This window comes from Ornithinibacillus californiensis (assembly GCF_001038485.1).
GTDB classification, from domain to species: domain Bacteria; phylum Bacillota; class Bacilli; order Bacillales; family Amphibacillaceae; genus Ornithinibacillus; species Ornithinibacillus californiensis.
The window spans coordinates 75,996-92,675 of record NZ_LDUE01000030.1 but is presented as its reverse complement, the minus strand read 5'-3'; the positions used below and the strand labels follow the sequence as shown (position 1 = coordinate 92,675).

At 37.8% G+C, this 16,680-nt stretch carries 17 protein-coding genes; 8 read left to right on the top strand and 9 right to left on the bottom strand.

The features are described from left to right. Positions 1–315: 315 nt before the first annotated feature. The 5 genes from hpaD to TE34_RS07750 form a co-directional block, all read right to left on the bottom strand. Positions 316–1,299 carry a 3,4-dihydroxyphenylacetate 2,3-dioxygenase gene (gene hpaD / locus TE34_RS07770; protein WP_047984252.1) on the bottom strand — a complete coding sequence of 328 codons (984 nt, stop codon included), beginning with the start codon at positions 1,297–1,299 and terminating at the stop codon, positions 316–318. Between the two features lie 13 nt (positions 1,300–1,312). Then, a complete protein-coding gene (hpaB, locus tag TE34_RS07765; RefSeq protein WP_047984251.1) occupies positions 1,313–2,779 on the bottom strand; it encodes a 4-hydroxyphenylacetate 3-monooxygenase, oxygenase component in 1,467 nt (488 codons plus the stop codon). Between the two features lie 12 nt (positions 2,780–2,791). Continuing rightward, positions 2,792–4,279, bottom strand: a complete 1,488-nt coding sequence (hpaE, locus tag TE34_RS07760) for a 5-carboxymethyl-2-hydroxymuconate semialdehyde dehydrogenase (protein WP_407944355.1) — start codon at positions 4,277–4,279, stop codon at positions 2,792–2,794. A 13-nt stretch (positions 4,280–4,292) separates the two neighbouring features. After that, on the bottom strand, positions 4,293–5,213 hold the full coding sequence (gene hpaI / locus TE34_RS07755; RefSeq protein WP_047984249.1) for a 2,4-dihydroxyhept-2-ene-1,7-dioic acid aldolase: 921 nt from the start codon (positions 5,211–5,213) through the stop codon (positions 4,293–4,295). Positions 5,214–5,397: 184 nt separating this feature from the next. Further along, the gene (locus TE34_RS07750) at positions 5,398–6,069 is read right to left on the bottom strand and encodes a GntR family transcriptional regulator (protein WP_047984248.1); all 672 of its coding nucleotides are present in this window, start codon (positions 6,067–6,069) and stop codon (positions 5,398–5,400) included. Positions 6,070–6,584: 515 nt separating this feature from the next. On the opposite strand from TE34_RS07750, the gene TE34_RS07745 reads away from it, so the two are divergent. The 6 genes from TE34_RS07745 (at position 6,585) to TE34_RS07725 (ending at position 10,386) form a co-directional block, all read left to right on the top strand. Continuing rightward, on the top strand, positions 6,585–6,962 hold the full coding sequence (locus TE34_RS07745; RefSeq protein WP_047984247.1) for a GntR family transcriptional regulator: 378 nt from the start codon (positions 6,585–6,587) through the stop codon (positions 6,960–6,962). Further along, positions 6,962–7,813 (top strand): ABC transporter ATP-binding protein, encoded by an 852-nt coding sequence (locus TE34_RS07740; protein WP_330218307.1) that lies wholly within the window; start codon positions 6,962–6,964, stop codon positions 7,811–7,813. The genes TE34_RS07745 and TE34_RS07740 overlap by 1 nt, the downstream gene beginning before the upstream one ends. A 1-nt stretch (position 7,814) precedes the next feature. Beyond that, positions 7,815–8,456 (top strand): ABC-2 transporter permease, encoded by a 642-nt coding sequence (locus TE34_RS07735; RefSeq protein ID WP_047984245.1) that lies wholly within the window; start codon positions 7,815–7,817, stop codon positions 8,454–8,456. 10 nt (positions 8,457–8,466) lie between these two features. After that, positions 8,467–9,129: an ABC-2 transporter permease gene (locus tag TE34_RS07730; protein ID WP_047984244.1), complete on the top strand. Its 663-nt coding sequence runs from the start codon at positions 8,467–8,469 to the stop codon at positions 9,127–9,129. A gap of 141 nt (positions 9,130–9,270) precedes the next feature. Next, on the top strand, positions 9,271–9,399 hold the full coding sequence (locus tag TE34_RS21620) for a hypothetical protein (protein WP_269083152.1): 129 nt from the start codon (positions 9,271–9,273) through the stop codon (positions 9,397–9,399). Between the two features lie 138 nt (positions 9,400–9,537). Then, the gene (locus TE34_RS07725; protein WP_047984243.1) at positions 9,538–10,386 is read left to right on the top strand and encodes a CvfB family protein; all 849 of its coding nucleotides are present in this window, start codon (positions 9,538–9,540) and stop codon (positions 10,384–10,386) included. A 60-nt stretch (positions 10,387–10,446) separates the two neighbouring features. Here the strand turns inward: TE34_RS07725 and TE34_RS07720 are convergent, their stop codons facing one another. Then, positions 10,447–10,737: a hypothetical protein gene (locus tag TE34_RS07720; protein WP_047984242.1), complete on the bottom strand. Its 291-nt coding sequence runs from the start codon at positions 10,735–10,737 to the stop codon at positions 10,447–10,449. A gap of 196 nt (positions 10,738–10,933) precedes the next feature. Between TE34_RS07720 and TE34_RS07715 the strand changes: the two genes are divergently transcribed. After that, positions 10,934–12,127: a dicarboxylate/amino acid:cation symporter gene (locus TE34_RS07715; protein ID WP_047984241.1), complete on the top strand. Its 1,194-nt coding sequence runs from the start codon at positions 10,934–10,936 to the stop codon at positions 12,125–12,127. 133 nt (positions 12,128–12,260) lie between these two features. Continuing rightward, the gene (locus TE34_RS07710; protein WP_047984240.1) at positions 12,261–13,958 is read left to right on the top strand and encodes a M3 family oligoendopeptidase; all 1,698 of its coding nucleotides are present in this window, start codon (positions 12,261–12,263) and stop codon (positions 13,956–13,958) included. A 57-nt stretch (positions 13,959–14,015) separates the two neighbouring features. Here the strand turns inward: TE34_RS07710 and TE34_RS07705 are convergent, their stop codons facing one another. The 3 genes from TE34_RS07705 to TE34_RS07695 form a co-directional block, all read right to left on the bottom strand. Beyond that, positions 14,016–14,246: a hypothetical protein gene (locus TE34_RS07705; protein ID WP_236687124.1), complete on the bottom strand. Its 231-nt coding sequence runs from the start codon at positions 14,244–14,246 to the stop codon at positions 14,016–14,018. Between the two features lie 121 nt (positions 14,247–14,367). Beyond that, positions 14,368–14,820, bottom strand: coding sequence for a GNAT family N-acetyltransferase (locus TE34_RS07700; RefSeq protein WP_047984238.1), 453 nt, complete (start codon positions 14,818–14,820; stop codon positions 14,368–14,370). A gap of 158 nt (positions 14,821–14,978) precedes the next feature. Beyond that, the gene (locus tag TE34_RS07695; protein WP_047984237.1) at positions 14,979–16,316 is read right to left on the bottom strand and encodes a uracil/xanthine transporter; all 1,338 of its coding nucleotides are present in this window, start codon (positions 16,314–16,316) and stop codon (positions 14,979–14,981) included. Positions 16,317–16,680: the final 364 nt, after the last annotated feature.

Genomic DNA, 16,680 nt, shown 5'->3' with positions numbered 1-16,680 from the left:
TTTTCTTATTTCCTCGGAATTTTGATTATGAGAAGCGTTCTCTCAATCATTTTTTCTTATTTTCATAGAATTTTGATTGTGAGAAGCGTTCTCTCAGACATTTTCCAATAATTTCACAGATTTTTGTCCGTGAGAAGCGTGCTCTCAGACATTTCTCCTTAATTTCACAGATTTTTGTCCGTGAGAAGCGTGCTCTCAGACATTTCTCCTTAATTTCACAGATTTTTGTCCGTGAGCGATGCCCTCTCAGACAATTCCACTTAATTCCGTGTAATTTTGTCTAAGAGAATTCTATCAACCCTAGCGCATCACAATCTAAATCACAAAAGTAGGCTTATGCTGTTTCAGCTTTGCTACTTGTGTTTCCACTTCTTTCCCTGTATGAACATCCAATACGGTGGATGCTTCGTTAAACCATTTGTCTGGTGCGGCGTGGCCCCAGAAGGTTTGGCGCATTGGGTCGTTGATGTCCCAGCGTATTGGCTCAAAATCTGGATCACTTGTAAGATAGTCGCCACTATATAATTCGATTCGGTGTCCATCAGGATCGCGTAAATATAGGAAAAAGGCGTTGGATAGTCCGTGCCTTCCTGGACCGCGTTCGATCGATTCTCCATATCCACTAGCTGCAAGGACATCGCATGTATGAATCAGTGATAATTGGTCTGGTAACCAGAAACCAATATGGTGCAGTCTTGGCCCTACGCCATTCATAAAAGCAACATCATGAACATTCTGCTTGCGGTGTAACCAGGCTGCCCAGACACCGCCTTCTGCTGTTTCCGTGTATTCGGAACATGCGAAACCTAATTTTTCTTTATAAAAGTCGTATGCCGCTTCGACATCGGCTACCGCACAATTAAAATGATCAATTCGTTGCATACGGGATCCCTTATACAGATCGTACCTTTGTAACAGCCACTCCACCGTATCCATCTCGGCAAAGAATTCTAATGGTAAACCGGATAAATCATTCACCCGTAACGCTCGGCCAAGGGCATGTTGTTCTCCTTTTTCTATCCACTTTGTCGCGTAGCCCTCTTTTTCAAACATGAGCGCTAAAGCTTCTAAATCATGCTCGGATGAAACTTTGTAGCCTAAAGCCTCGACTACTGGTGTATCGGCTTTTTTCAAAACTAAGCTATGATGATTATGTTCCTCTAGTCCGCGTAAATATATATGATTGTCATCTGCCTCTGTTTCAATAAATCCTAACGTGTCAACGTAAAATTTTCTCGATACATCTAGGTCTGTTACATGCAGAATTGCTCTAGCACAGCGAATCACATTATAATCCAACTTAGGTCCCTCCTTATTGGGAAGCTTTGACACTACTAGATTTTTTCAAGAAATCTTGCACATATTGCTTAAATGGTTCTTTATCGTAGTTATCGAAATACGTCATTCCCATACGGATTGGATCGCCAAAGAAGTAGTATTCGTAATGCGTTTGTCTGCTTCCGAAGGCACTAAGTGTCATATCCCAAGCTAGGCGGAACAGTTGCACTCGCTCAAATCCTTCTAGGTTTTTCCCTTGCAACCCACGATGGATGATTGGGCCGATTTCGTCATGATTGAAGTCAGCTTCTGTTGGAATACCCATTAGACCTGACGCACCTAATACGCGGACAATCTCCGTCAATCTTGGATAAACTTTAGGGTACCAGTTACGTGCCGCATCAAGTGCTGCAAAATCTGGTGTCATCGTTCCAGAATTATCTAACTTTGCATTATGCTCCGCACGGTATAGATGTGACTTCATCGTTTCCAGTGTCAGCATAATCTCTGCACCTTTATCCTGTACATGCTGGAAACCGTCGATTCCAATTGCGTCCATCATACTTAGTGCAACACCTAATACAAATTCTGTTTTCACGATATTTTTCGCTAGAACTTGATGAGCCATATGGACTACTGCATTCGTCTCTTTAAATGTACGGTTGCACACAGAAGAGTTCCCACAAACAAAGACACGCTCCCAAGGAACAAATACATTATCAAAGGAAACTATAGCGTCTCCTTCTTCAAAACGAGAACCAAGTGGATGATCCCATTCGTTCTTACCATAATCAAATGATTCACGGCTAATGAACTTTAAGCCAGGTGTGTTATTTGGAATAGCAAATGCTAAAGAATAAGGGTCATCTAGCTCACCAGCTTTTTTAACAGTAGACGGAAAAACTAAGATCTCATCAGTAATTCCACCTTGAGTTGCTAGCAAACGAATTCCATCCACAATGATTCCATCCGGACGTTCTTCCACAAGATGTAAAGCGACATTCGCATCCTTTTGCTGATGCTGTGCTTTGGCACGGTTTACCTGTGGATGGATTAACGTGTGGGTCAGACTTATATCATTTTCACGAGCATATTCATAATAATTCCGTGCATTTTCTGCAAACTGCGGATTACCTTCTGCAAACAAGCTATTGTTTACGCCCATTGCCATTACTTCGGCATTTAAATAATCTGGTGAACGACCCATCATACCACCTGATGTTCTTGCCCACTCTTGCATCGCTTCCCGGCGTTTAATTAAATCCTCTATCGACCTTGGCTGTAAGAAAGTCATCCCAACTTTATTACCAGTAGTAGGTGATGTATAAAGCATTTTCTCTGGTTTTTCGTACTGTAAATCATATAGGTTTGCCATTGATTTAATGACATTTTTTAATGCCGGATGCTCGGTGACATCATCTACTCTTTCTCCATGAATATAAACATTATTTTTTGCCTTCTTTAATCCGTCAATATACGCTTTTCCTGTTTTCGCTGGCATATAATTCCCTCCTTATTTTTTCATTCCGAATTTCGGTATATGATGGTCGCCAATTGCAACATGGATTGCTTTTGGTTCGGTGTAAAATTCAAAAATGGCAAAGTGTCCACCCTCACGTCCAATTCCACTAGATTTCATTCCGCCAAACGGGATACGTAAGTCTCGAACATTTTGAGAATTAACCCAGATCATCCCTGAGTCAATGGCTTGTGCAACACGGTGTCCTCGTTTAATATCATTCGTCCAAACATAACCAGCAAGACCGTAGTCCACATCATTTGCCATTTGAACAACATCATCTTCGGTTTCAAATTCGATGACAGCCATGACTGGACCGAAAATTTCTTCCTGACAAACTTGCATATCGTTTTTTGCATTTAATAGTAGTGTTGGAGGTACATAGTTTCCAGACTTTAATTCTGGAGGGACAGTCCCCTGAAATACCTCACAGCCCTCTTCTTTTGCGAGCTCAATATAGCCGGTTACCTTTTTATAGTGACCAGTATCTATTAGCGGGCCAATTTCTGTGTCGTTCGCCTTAGGATCTCCTACGACAATGTTTTGGACACGTGCCTTTAAAGCCTCTGTAAATCTATCCTTAATATCCTTATGGACAAATACACGTGAGTTCGCTGTACAACGTTCACCGTTAAACGAAAAGATTCCCCAAACAGCTGCATCTAGTGCATTATCAAAGTCAGCGTCTTCAAACACGATTAATGGTGATTTTCCGCCTAGCTCCATCGACGTTTTCTTTAACGAGTCCGCACTGTTTTTAATAATCCGTTTTCCGGTTCTCGTTTCACCAGTAAATGAAATTGCCTTTACCGAAGGATGTTTTACTAGTGCCTCCCCAGCCGTTTCACCAAAACCATGTACCACATTAAATACACCTTTAGGTAGCTCAGCTTTTCGAATCACGTTTGCTAGAATATTAGCAGAAAGTGGTGATAACTCGGCCGGTTTCAATACAACGGTATTTCCCGTAGCGAGGGCAGGAGCAACCTTCCATGTTAACAACATAAATGGAGCATTCCATGGTGTGATTAAACCAACTACACCTAGAGGTTGATAGACCGTATAGTTAATAAACTCATCATCTACCTGATAAGCATCCCCATGCATTCTCGCTTGCACCATACGGGAGTAAAAGCGGAAATTCTCTGCACCACGTGCTGCCATTTTGCGTGTTTGACTAATTGGAAGCCCAGAATCAAGCGATTCTAGTCGAGCAATTGTCTCTGCTTCTTCTTCTATTAAATCTGCAATTCTTTCAATATACTTCATTCGTTCTTTAACTTTCATAGAGCCCCAAGGTCCATTAGAGAAAGCTTCTTTTGCAGCGGATACAGCTTTATCAATATCCGTTCCGTAACCCTTTGCTACACGATTAATTACTTTATTCGAAAAAGGATTCATATTGTCAAAGGTTTCCCCACTCGCTGCATCTACAAATTCTCCATTTATGTAGAGTTTCACATCGTCTAATCTTTCTTCCAAAACTAGCCCCTCCTTAAATCTCCACATCTTCTGTAATTAGCTGGTAATCCAACAAAACTTCTTTAATCTCGGCTTGAATTTCAGGTGATGGGACATCTAATGGTTTACGTAGAACTGGTTTAATTTTGCCCATCATACCTAGTGCAGCTTTTGCAGGTGCTGGATTCGTATCTCGGAAAAGCACATCATTTAATACCATTAATTCATAATGCAAGTCCTGTGCACCTTTAACGTCTCCTGCTACCCAGCGGTTATAAACTTCAGCAACTTCCCTCGGCGCAACATTTGCCGTCGCACTAATATGCCCTGCACCACCGATTGCTAGCATCGGATAGCAAAGCACTTCAATACCAGAATAAAGATTAAAATCACGTCCACAATGAAGTAATACTTTATTTACATGTTCGAAATCTTTATTGGATTCTTTGACACCTATAATATTCGGGCAATCTTCTGCTAGTCTAGCAATTGTAACCGCTTCCAAATTTACCGCTGTTCGACCTGGTATATTATATAAAATGATAGGTATATCTACTGAATCTGCTACTGCTTTGAAGTGTTTGTATAATGCGTGTTGGTTAGGTTTGTTGTAGTATGGGACAATGACCATTGCAGCGTCTGCTCCCATTTCTTGTGCAGCCTTCGTCATGCGGAGTGTTTCTTGGTGGTTGGTTGATCCGGTTCCTGGGATAAATGGAACTCTTCCATTTACTGTTTTACAAGCAACTTCCATTACTTGAAGTCTTTCTTCAATCGACATCGAACTAGGTTCCCCTGATGTTCCAGTACAGGATATCCCGTGACTCCCACTAGCAATTTGCCAATTGATTAGTTCCTGAAACTTCTCAAAATCAATGCTCTCATCTTCATGAAAAGGTGTTAACACCGGTGCAATCGAGCCTCGTAATCTTTCCTTTGCTTCTTCAAAAGCCATTTGATTACCTCCAACTCCAATGTTTAATTAATATTAATTTTCTGAACAATTAAATCATATATGATTTCATATGTCATGTCAATAGGAAATCTGTCATGAGTAGTGGGGTAACTATTGCCAAGATTTTAATTGGTCTTCCCTCTTCTTTCACAAAAAAAGAACCAGATTGCTCTCCAGTTCTTTCTTAAGAAGTTATTGTATTTGTTTCAATTAAATTTTTTCGTCTCTTTTCAAAATTGATAGCGGTCTTTATTTTATGTTCTCTTGCAAGAATTTCTATTTGGTCAGATTCACCTAATTCTAATAACCTAATAATTTCCCGATGCTCTAGAATTGATTCTTTTACCCGTTTAGAGTATAAAGTTGAACCTGTTCCTCTGATAGAGTCAATCCGGTTCCAAGTATGCTGAATCGTTTCAATTAAATAGGCATTTTCACATTGCTCACAAATGATCCGATGAAATGCAGCATTTAACTTACTGAACTGAATAATATCGAAGTCCTCCAAAGCCTCCTCCATTAATCGATTTAATTCTTTCAACTGAACTATTTGTTCTTTTGGAAAGTTTTTTGCTGCAAGTGATGCGGCATAGCCCTCTAACAAAGCTAGTACATGAACGGTATCCAAATAATCCGATTCATTTACCTCGGCAACTACTGGTCCAACATTCCGTTTATACACGACCAGTCGCTCTGCTTCAAGTTGGCGAATTGCTTCACGAACAGGTATAGAACTAGTTTCCAATTCCTTGGCAATTTGATCGATAACAATCCGCTGTCCAGGCACATACTCCCGTTCAATAATCCTACCTTTTAATATCCGATATACTTTTTGTTGTTTGTTTTCTTTTATCATAATACTAATATAGTATAGGAAATAATATATAATGTCAATATTCAGAAAACAAAAGATTACAATGCATTTACTATATACGTATTTCCAAGATAAACTATAAGTTTCTTATATAGATAAAATTAACATATCACTACTAGACAGTAGTTAGAGTGACATACCATATAAAATCAGCCAACCTAACTAAGTATCACTTTACCCCTTACAACGCCTTCATTATCCATCTATGTCCCTGACATCTGCAAAGTTTCATGTACTGTATCAGGTATTTCCCAGGCAATATTTTGTAGAATAATAGCGAATACTGCTTTCTTGCTTAATAACTAATATTCAATTAAAAACTCCATGCAAACTTTCCTCAATCCACGTTTTAGATTTCTCACCCTGATCACCTACATTTACATTCCACACGATTATTTATTTAATTATTTCCAAATCACTATTGACATTGTGTAACGCCTATGTGTATATTGTGTATATACATTATATACAATAATAACAATCAAGGAGGTGTTCTAATGAATCTACTTATCTCGACAAGCAATAAAGAACCGTTATTTCAACAAATAAAAGAACAAATTAAACAACATATTTATTCCGGTGAATTAAAGGAAGGAGATGCTCTTCCCTCCATGCGAGTGCTTGCAAAAGACTTAAAGGTTAGTGTGATTACAACAAAGCGAGCTTATGAAGAATTAGAAAAAGAAGGCTACCTTATCTCCGCTGTTGGTAGAGGTACTTTCGTTGCAGGTCAGCAACCACATGTATTACGAGAATGGCAAATTCGTGAAATTGAAAACGAATTAGAAAAGCTTGTGAAAGCAGGAAAGCATATCGGCCTTTCAAAAGAAGATCTAAAAGAAATGATTGATATTTATTATGAGGAGGAAAGTTGATGAACGTAGTTGAATTCACAAATGTCACAAAAAATCGCAAAGACTTCACTATCGAAGATCTGTCATTTAAAATCCCAACTGGCTATATTACAGGTTTTATCGGTCCAAATGGAAGTGGAAAAACAACTACCATCCAGATGATGATGGATATCCTACAATTTGACGAAGGTGAAATTAGAATTTTTGGAACTTCTCACAAAAACCATTTGAACAAACAAAAAATTGGCTTTGTATATGATGACTTGTACATGTATGAAGATTTTACGATCGCAAATATGAAAGCTTTTATTGCACCACTCTATGAAACTTGGAATGAAGACCTCTTTCTTAAATATTTAGAGCAATTCGAACTACCATTAAAGAAGAAAGTTAAGAAGTTCTCTAGAGGTATGAAAATGAAAGTCTCCCTTCTCTTTGCGTTAAGTCATCAACCTGAATTTATTGTGATGGATGAACCTACCTCAGGTCTGGACCCTATTTTCCGTAGAGAGCTTCTCGATTTATTACAAGATTTGATGGTACATGAGAATCAAACAATTTTCCTATCCTCCCATATCACAACGGATTTGGATCGAATTGCGGATTATATTATTTTTATCTACCAAGGGAAGATATTATTTCAAAAAAGCATGGAGGAAATAAAAGAGGGATTTCATGTTGTAAAAGGAAAAAAAGAACTCATTGATAATGACACTAGGAATCTATTTCATGGATTACAATTTTCCGATACCGGTTTCCAAGGGTTGTTTGAAGGAGACCCAGAGCTTTTTGAACCTTTCGGCGAGGATGTCGTCGTTGATCATGCTAGTTTAGAAGACATCATGTTTTTCATGACAAGAAAGGAGCAGTAAATTGAAGCAGCTCTATATCAAGGATGTAAAAGTTTCTGCATTATATTTAGTACTGTTTGCCCTTTTCATTATCATAACCTATGTATTTCATGTGAATAGTATCGGGATAAGCATGATGATAATGCTAGGATTTGTTGTACTAATGTTTTATTTTGACTCTCATAATCAAGTCTACCGTTCCCTAGTTAGTATGCCGTTAAGGAGAAAGCAATTTGTTTTAGCTAGATACATTTTTTTATACACAACTACCATAGGATTTATACTTTTAATTTGGCTAATGGATTACATTTCTCTCAACATAGTACCATCCTTAGGTAACTTCACCTTTTTAACAGCTGAGAACATCGTTCAAAATTTGTTTGTAATTTCGCTATTGATGGCCATTTCCTTACCCATATTTTATTCGATAAAAAGTTTTTCACACGCTATGATCGTGTTCATGGTAACACACGTCGTGTTCCTATACACGTATACCATTTTCACCGGGAATTCATACATTACAGTGGATGAGAAAATCTCTTCTTTTATCCATCCTATTTTGAATATCCAGCCCTATTTGTTGCCTTTGTTGGCTTCTCTATTTGTTATAGGTATATCATATTTCGTTTCCGTTTATTATTTTACAAGAAGAGATATAGAATAGGAGGGGGAAAATGAAAGCTCTGTTAATTCGTGATTTTATTAACTATAAAAACTTAGCCTTTGCGATTCTTATTTTGATTCCAATCGGATATATTACAACATTACCACCGTTTTGGATTAGTTTGGGACTGCTATTACCAGTGGTTGTCATTTCAATCTATTTTTCTGAAAAGCGTTCACGCATTGACCGATTCATGATAAGTTTACCGATTCGGCGATATGATATTTTAGCTAGTAGGTATATAACGTTAGCTTCCATATGGGTATTTACTGTAGTATATCAATTTGCAATTGGACACCTTGTACAAAACTTTATTCCATACGATGTCTATACCTTTAGTTGGAAAGAGTTTGTAGCGTTACTAAGTATTGGGTTCGTCGTGTTAGCATTCCATATTCCCTTATATAGTCTTATTTCATCTTTTGTTCTTGCGACATCGATTTTCTGCGCACTTTACCTTTTTAGTTTTTGGTTCATGCTAGATACTTTAGTGACAATGTCTGGCATGACTACAACGATCATATTCAATGAATTAGATCGATGGATTATCCCATTTTTAGAGAAAAAAATAAGCTTTCTACCTTATGTGGTATTACCATTTTTATCAGTTTCTATCTATTATGTATCACTAAAGATAGTCGGAAAAGCTTTTAGTGCCAAAGAATTGATTTGACAAACTCATGTAAACATGCCATAATAAATAAGTTACCTAAAGTAACAATCAGTTCTGGCATTCTACAATGTTTTTGTTGATGCTTATTCACACTGGCGCGACTAAGGGGTCGCAAGGACGTAAGAGAAGGTTGGGCTTGCGTTGCTTAAGTTAGAAGACATCGAAGTGATTTTAATGCTTATGGAGAAGGCAATAAAATCCAGGTGGAAGAATTACCGCGGTTTAAGTGAAATTCGAAATTCGGAAGCGTTACCGAATAAACAAACATGAGATACAACTTTAAAATGAATTTCCCACCCAAATAAAATTGGGATAAATATAAATAAACGATGTGTTACTTTAGAAATATAAGGGGTACCCTACTAATGGGTATCCCTTTTCCAATACATAGTAGAAAGAGGGTTTAACATGATTGAAATAGGTACAATTCAAACAATGGTAGTGGATCGAAAAATTGATACAGGTTATGTACTGAAAAAAGATATGACAGAAGCACTACTCCATCACAACGAATCGGATAAACAATTAGAGGTTGACGAAGAAGTTGATGTTTTCTTATACCAAGATAAGAAAGGGAATTTAACGGCCTCTACCAAACTCCCAGAAGTAGTAATGGATAACTATGGTTGGGCAAAGGTAGTTAGCGTACTCCCCCACTTAGGTGCATTTGTTGATATTGGTACGACGAAGGAATTTCTAGTATCAAAGGATGATCTACCACTTTTTGAAAACGTCTGGCCAAAAGAAGAGGATATGCTTTTTGTCACGTTAGGAAAAGATCGCAAAGGGAGATTACTTGCAATCCCAGCAACAGAAGGAATTTTTCAGCGTGAGTTTGAGGAAGCTCCAGATTCCTTACTTAACCAAACGATAAACGGTCGAGTATACCATACAAGTAGAGAAGGTACAGCAGTAATAACCGATGAGAAATATCGTGGTTTCATTCACCACACCGAGCGTAAAACAGAGCCACGTTTAGGTGAGCTTGTCCAAGGTAGGGTTATTGAAGTAAGGTTTGATGGAACATTAAACCTTTCCTTACGTCCGTTAAAACAACATGGTATGGTGGAAGATTCAGATATGATTTTACAACACATCGAAAATCATGATGGTGTTATTCCTTTCAGTGATCAGAGTGACCCAGAAGATATACGTGGTACGTTCCATATTAGTAAATCAGCTTTCAAACGAGCATTAGGTAAGCTAATGAAAGATGGCAAAGTGGAACAACGTGACGGTAAAACGTATTTAAAATAGCATATCTAATAAAACAACGCACAGATGCGATGATCTGTGCGTTGTTTTTGTTTAAATAGTTTAAGCTTTTTGATCATGTACTTGATAAGCGTGACTAATACTCGTCACTAAGAAGCTGATCATCGCTGCAAATAGACAAGCGATTCCCCAACCACCAAGTCCAACATCCATGATGTGGACATTAAGAGGAGCAGAGACACAAGCTAGAACGATACCCGCTATTCCAAGGATAACCATTGGATAATATGGTAGAAAACCTTTACCACCTGAAGCCTTTAAGAATACAAAGCCTAAAATAATACCTACTACTGCTAAGATGGCAGCTATAGTAATCACTGATTGCACTAACATGCTTACACCTCACTTTGAATGTTTTTATAGTAAATATCAAAGTTTTTTTGATATACTAATATAATTTTATGCGCTTTTGAATAGTTATAAATGATAGTTCTAATTGTAAGTGCTTTCACCCACACGTTAGAAAGGAGTGATGACTATTTAATTCCATAGTTACCTTTATCATACCAAAAGAAAGGAGTTTTATCTAATGAAAAAGAGCTTTTTGTGGCAAATACTCGCAAGCTTCGTTTTAGCAATTATCGTTGGTCTACTATTGGGAGATAGCGCGACGTATGTTCAGCCACTTGGAGACTTGTTTCTACGGCTTATTAAATTTATTATTGTTCCATTAATTCTAGCAACCATTATTGTAGGTGTCACGAATGCTGGGGACATGAAAAAGCTTGGAAGACTTGGTGGAAAGACGATTATCTTTTATCTTGCAACTAGCTTTCTTGCTGTCAGCATTGGGCTAACGATTGCAACAGTCTTATCCCCTGGAACTGGAGTAGACGTTCAGCTAAATGAAGAAAACATTCCATCAGGCGAAACGCAGAATGTTGTTGACACGTTACTTAACATCATCCCAACAAATCCAATCGAATCCCTCGCAACAGCTAACGTACTACAAATTATCTTCTTTGCAATTTTCCTTGGACTTGGAATCACGATGGTTGGAGAAAAAGCTTCTCCTGTTAAACAGTTCTTCGATGGACTAGCAGAAGTCATGTATAAAATAACTGCAGTCGTTATGAAGCTTGTACCAATAGGTATCTTTGGTTTACTAGCACCAATTGTAGGTCAATATGGCCTAGACGTCCTCATGCCTCTAATGAAATTAATTCTTGCTGTACTCATCGCTTGCCTTATTCAGGTTGCAATTGTCTACTCACTCGCCCTAAAGACACTTGGAAAAATGAGCCCATTTCAATTTTTCAAAGGAATCTTCCCTGCAGCTACCGTTGCCTTTACCACTTGTAGTAGTTCGGGAACATTACCCGTGACCATGAAAAACACACAAGAGAATCTCGGTATATCGAAAGAAACGTCTAGTTTTGTTCTACCTCTAGGTGCAACAATTAATATGGACGGTACGGCAATTTATCAAGGTATCGCTGTTATGTTCACCGCTCAATACTTTGGAGAATCGTTAACGTTTGCTCAACTGATCATCGTTGCACTTGTTGCAACGCTTGCTTCCATTGGTGCAGCCGGTGTGCCTGGAGCTGGTATGGTAATGCTAACGATGACATTGACTGCCGTGAACCTTCCTTTAGAAGCCATTGCACTAATCGCCGGTATTGATCGAATTCTAGACATGATGCGGACATCTGTAAATATTATGGGAGATGCAACTGCAAGCGTTGTTATTGAACAGTCGGAGAAGAAAAGAGCTGCATAGCATAATTGTTTACAACAGAGAACTGACCACTCGGTTGGTTCTCTGTTTTCAGCTAAAATTATCTTATTTTTACCAAAAATAGTGTAAACTAGAAAAGAAAGAAATCTTTCAATAATTTTTAGGGGGAAAAAGCGTGCAAACATTTGAAAACTATACATACGAGCGTCCAGATCTTGAACTAGAAAAAACAAAATTTGCTAGTCTATTAGAGAATTTTAAACACGCTGCAACTGTCGAAGAACAAAATGATGCCATTGAGGCAATCAACGCATCAAGAAACCGTATATCAACATTATTTAACTTAGTTTATGTTCGAGCTTCTATTGATACTAATGATGAATTTTATCAAAAAGAACGTGATTATTGGGATGAAGTTTCTCCAGAAGTACAAAAATTAAATACTGATTTCTATAAGGAATTAGTGAAAACTCCATTCCGTGATGAACTGGAGAAAAAATGGGGGTCACAGCTTTTTGAGATAGCTGATTACTCCATTAAAGGCTTCTCTCCAGAAGTAATGGGTCTGCTTCAAAAAGAAAACAAACTAACTTCGGAGTACTCCAAATTAGTGGCATCTGCGGAAGTAGAATTTAACGGAAACACCTATACACTAGCGCAGCTTGGACCATTCCTACAAGATAAGGATAGAGAAGTGCGCAAAAAAGCCGCTTCTGCATCAGCTGGATTCTTTGAAACGAACGCAGAAAAATTTGATGATATTTACGATCAGTTAGTAAAAGTTCGTCATGAAATCGCGACGACATTAGGATATAAGAACTTCGTAGAACTTGGTTATGTTCGAATGATGCGAATTGACTATAACGCAGAAATGGTTGCAAACTACCGCAAGCAGGTTCAGGAGTACATCGTTCCACTTGTGACGAAGCTTTATGAAAAACAGGCAGAACGTATTGGCCTGGATTCCTTGAAGTTCTACGACGAAAGCTTCCAATACAAAACTGGAAACGCAACACCAAAAGGCTCACCGGACTGGATTATAGAGAACGGGAAGAAAATGTATGAAGAGCTATCACCGGAAACAAAAGAGTTCTTTAATTTTATGATCGAGCGTAACCTTATGGATCTTGAAGCGAAAAAAGGGAAAGAATCTGGTGGTTATTGTACCTTTATCGAGGACTACCAAGCTCCATTTATCTTTTCTAACTTTAATGGTACATCTGGTGATATTGACGTACTAACGCATGAAGCCGGCCACGCATTCCAAGTGTATCAAAGCCGTAGCATTGGAATCCCAGAATATATCTGGCCAACCCATGAGGCTGCAGAAATCCATTCGATGAGTATGGAATTCTTCACTTGGCCATGGATGGAGTTATTCTTTGAAGAGGATACAGACAAGTATAAGTATTCTCACCTAGCTAGTGGATTACGCTTCCTTCCATACGGTGTAGCAGTAGATGAGTTCCAACACTTAGTGTATGAGAACCCAACTTGGACGCCGGAAGAACGTAAAGCAGCGTGGAAAGAAATAGAAGCAAAATATCTTCCTCACCGTGATTATGATGATATGCCTTATTGGGGAACGGGAGCAATTTGGCAACGTCAAGGTCATATTTATGAAGTACCTTTCTACTATATTGATTACACATTAGCTCAAATCTGTGCGTTCCAATTCTGGAAGCGCTCCAGAGAGAATCGTGAAGATGCTTGGAATGATTACTTGAACCTATGTAAGTTAGGTGGCTCAAAAGCCTTCTTAGGATTAGTAGAATCCGCTAACCTACTTTCCCCTTTCGAAGCAGGCACAGTAGAATCAACTGTTCAAGCAATCGAAGCATGGTTAGATAGTGTGGATGATAAAGCTTTATAGTATCTAAAAAGACCGGAGAATAATTTTCTCCGGTCTTTACTTACGTTTACATTTCCCCTACCACAAAGGCTCCTGCTCATTCGAGAGCTTTAAAAGGGACGGAATAAAACTAAATATAATACTATAAACAATGAAATAAAAAATCAGGAATACCCAAAACGACATATCTACGAACCACGTAACTGGTAAAGATACAAAAGGAATAAAGCCTATCATACTGGTCCTTTTCCTCGAAGCTGTTGATTCATACTGCTTTTCCCCACAGTACGGACACTTCAAACGAAACAACGTCTTCATCGTCTGTTTCCACGTCCACTCCTGTTGACAGTTTTGACATACTGGCATCATACATCTCCCTTTCTATCTTTGAATTATAAAATTCATGGAAGTAAAAGGATTGTGTATTATATTATAAATCTAATTTTAATCGCACCATATCTCTACATTGGATACCATATTCAATGATTTCCTCGGAGTAGTTTCGAATAAAGAAGTCCGTGTCGATTGCCATGATTCGAAATCCACATTTTTGGTATAGAGCTAATTGGTTGATACTAGAGTTACCTGTGCCTATTTCAATGGCATTATAGCCACCTACTCTCGCCTTCTCTATAGCATCTTGGATGAGTTGCTTCCCGATTCCCTTTCCTCGAAACTCTTTTGAAACAGCAACATTCACAATCTCCATTGTACCAGGTCTAGTTGGAAGTAATACAAATACCCCTACCACTTCTTTATTTAGCTCAGCCACATAACAATCCCCACGTTGCAAATAACCCATTATCATTTCCTCAGAAGGATCTGCTAATAATAATAATTCAATTGGTGGTACTTCATCTTTTAATAGCTTACGTATGTTCATCCTAAGATCTCCTGCCCTTACCCTGAGAATAAAAGTAATCTATAAATTACTACTAGTATAAAGGATATAAAAATATTAATACAATTATTTCACTCTACATTATATGAAAGGGTCTGCCCATAATTTATGGACAGACCCTTTTTATATAAAAAAATATATTATACGTTTTTTTGTACATTTGCCTTTTGTTCTTCTAATCCTACTTTATCCCAATCCATCACATTTTCAACTAGTATAGCGATAATGGTACCCATCAATAATCCACTTGAAAGTAAAGGTTGACTGAATTCAGGTAAAGTTGCGAATGCAGAACCAGGAATTGCCATTAATACTAAACCAATAAATAACGGAATTGCTGCACGATAAACGTTGGTTGAGTTGATAGTTGTTTTGGCATACCACTCAAGTGAAGAACCAAATAAAGTTACGTAAGATACGAATAATACAGCACTACCGATACTTAATGGCAGTAGCGTAAAGAAATATCCAACTGGTGGGATGATCCCCATGATCAAGAACATCACCGAACCGAAAATAAATGGCATTCTATCGTAAATTTTGGTTTGTTGAATGAAACCAATAGATGATACAAATGGTGAGTAAGGTACTAAACCTAATAAACCAGATAAAATACTTTGTACACCAGTAATTGTAAAGGAGTTACGATAATCTTTACTTGTCGATGGTTGTTCCGGATACATAATATCTGTACCTTTAATGGAACCATACTGTTTAGAAAGATTTAAGATACCTGTTACAACTACTGTAATAATGATTCCAAGGTTCCAAGCTGGTTCACCTAATGGGAATAAGAATAAATCTAAAGTCATAGAAACTTCTCCGCCACCTAATTGACTCTCTGAACCTAATAGGACAGCGAATAATGGCCACCCAACTATGATACCAATTAACATAGAATATTGAGCAATTTTCTTTGAACCTTTTACAGATAATATTAGTACTAATAAAGCAATACCAATAGCCAAAAGCCCCATACCAATATCAATTGTTCCGTCTCCTGATGAAATGCCTAACATACCTTTAAGGAAACTAATACAAAGTGAAACACCAAACAACATCATAAAGGTACCCATAACACTAGGGTTAAATAGCTTCTCTAAAAAATAGCCAATGCCAGTAACTCCTATTAGGATGGTTAAAATACCCGCAATAATTACACCAACTGCAATACTTCCTCCGACCTCAGCTAGAGGAATACCTTGCGCAGCAGACATAGAAGAAAGTGCTAGGATAACACCCCACCATAATCCTGAAGGTCCATCCATAATGGGTCTTCTATGTCCAATGAAGGCTTGTAAAAGACAACCAACCCCACCAATAATGAAGGAGAATTGCATGGTACTAACAATTTGTTCTTGACTTAAATCATATGCAGCACCAATTGTTATTGGCACAACAACTGTATTTATAAATATAAACATTAACCATTGTAGACCGCCTAGCCAGTTATCTGACTTGATCAGTTCGTTCTTCATAACTATCACTTCATCTTTCTTTTAAAATTTCCAGTATCATTATTTCCTTTTTTACAAAGGGACCATTTATCAACAACTTCATATATATCTTCCACGGTATTTTTTAGTTTAACCAAATAAATATATATATCCATCTATCAATTAAATTTACGACCGGTTACGATAAAAATTAAGTTGTTCTAAACGACCTTTACAAAATATGGATCTTCATTGTTTTGCAATGGCGACAAATACTGAATTGCAGTTGACTGACTAAAGAGTTAGTATCGCTTACCCATTGATTATTTTATATAGTATTCCTGCCAAAGTCATTGTTCAAAGTAACCAAATAGTTATTCAGATATAATTATATTTTGTTCATAAC

Coding starts and splice junctions, on each gene's coding strand:
- hpaB (WP_047984251.1), bottom strand. CDS start 2,779: ATGCCAGCGAAAACAGGAAAAGCGTATATTGACGGATTAAAGAAGGCA.
- hpaI (WP_047984249.1), bottom strand. CDS start 5,213: ATGGCTTTTGAAGAAGCAAAGGAAAGATTACGAGGCTCGATTGCACCG.
- TE34_RS07750 (WP_047984248.1), bottom strand. CDS start 6,069: ATGATAAAAGAAAACAAACAACAAAAAGTATATCGGATATTAAAAGGT.
- TE34_RS07745 (WP_047984247.1), top strand. CDS start 6,585: ATGAATCTACTTATCTCGACAAGCAATAAAGAACCGTTATTTCAACAA.
- TE34_RS07740 (WP_330218307.1), top strand. CDS start 6,962: ATGAACGTAGTTGAATTCACAAATGTCACAAAAAATCGCAAAGACTTC.
- TE34_RS07730 (WP_047984244.1), top strand. CDS start 8,467: ATGAAAGCTCTGTTAATTCGTGATTTTATTAACTATAAAAACTTAGCC.
- TE34_RS07725 (WP_047984243.1), top strand. CDS start 9,538: ATGATTGAAATAGGTACAATTCAAACAATGGTAGTGGATCGAAAAATT.
- TE34_RS07720 (WP_047984242.1), bottom strand. CDS start 10,737: ATGTTAGTGCAATCAGTGATTACTATAGCTGCCATCTTAGCAGTAGTA.
- TE34_RS07715 (WP_047984241.1), top strand. CDS start 10,934: ATGAAAAAGAGCTTTTTGTGGCAAATACTCGCAAGCTTCGTTTTAGCA.
- TE34_RS07700 (WP_047984238.1), bottom strand. CDS start 14,820: ATGAACATACGTAAGCTATTAAAAGATGAAGTACCACCAATTGAATTA.
- TE34_RS07695 (WP_047984237.1), bottom strand. CDS start 16,316: ATGAAGAACGAACTGATCAAGTCAGATAACTGGCTAGGCGGTCTACAA.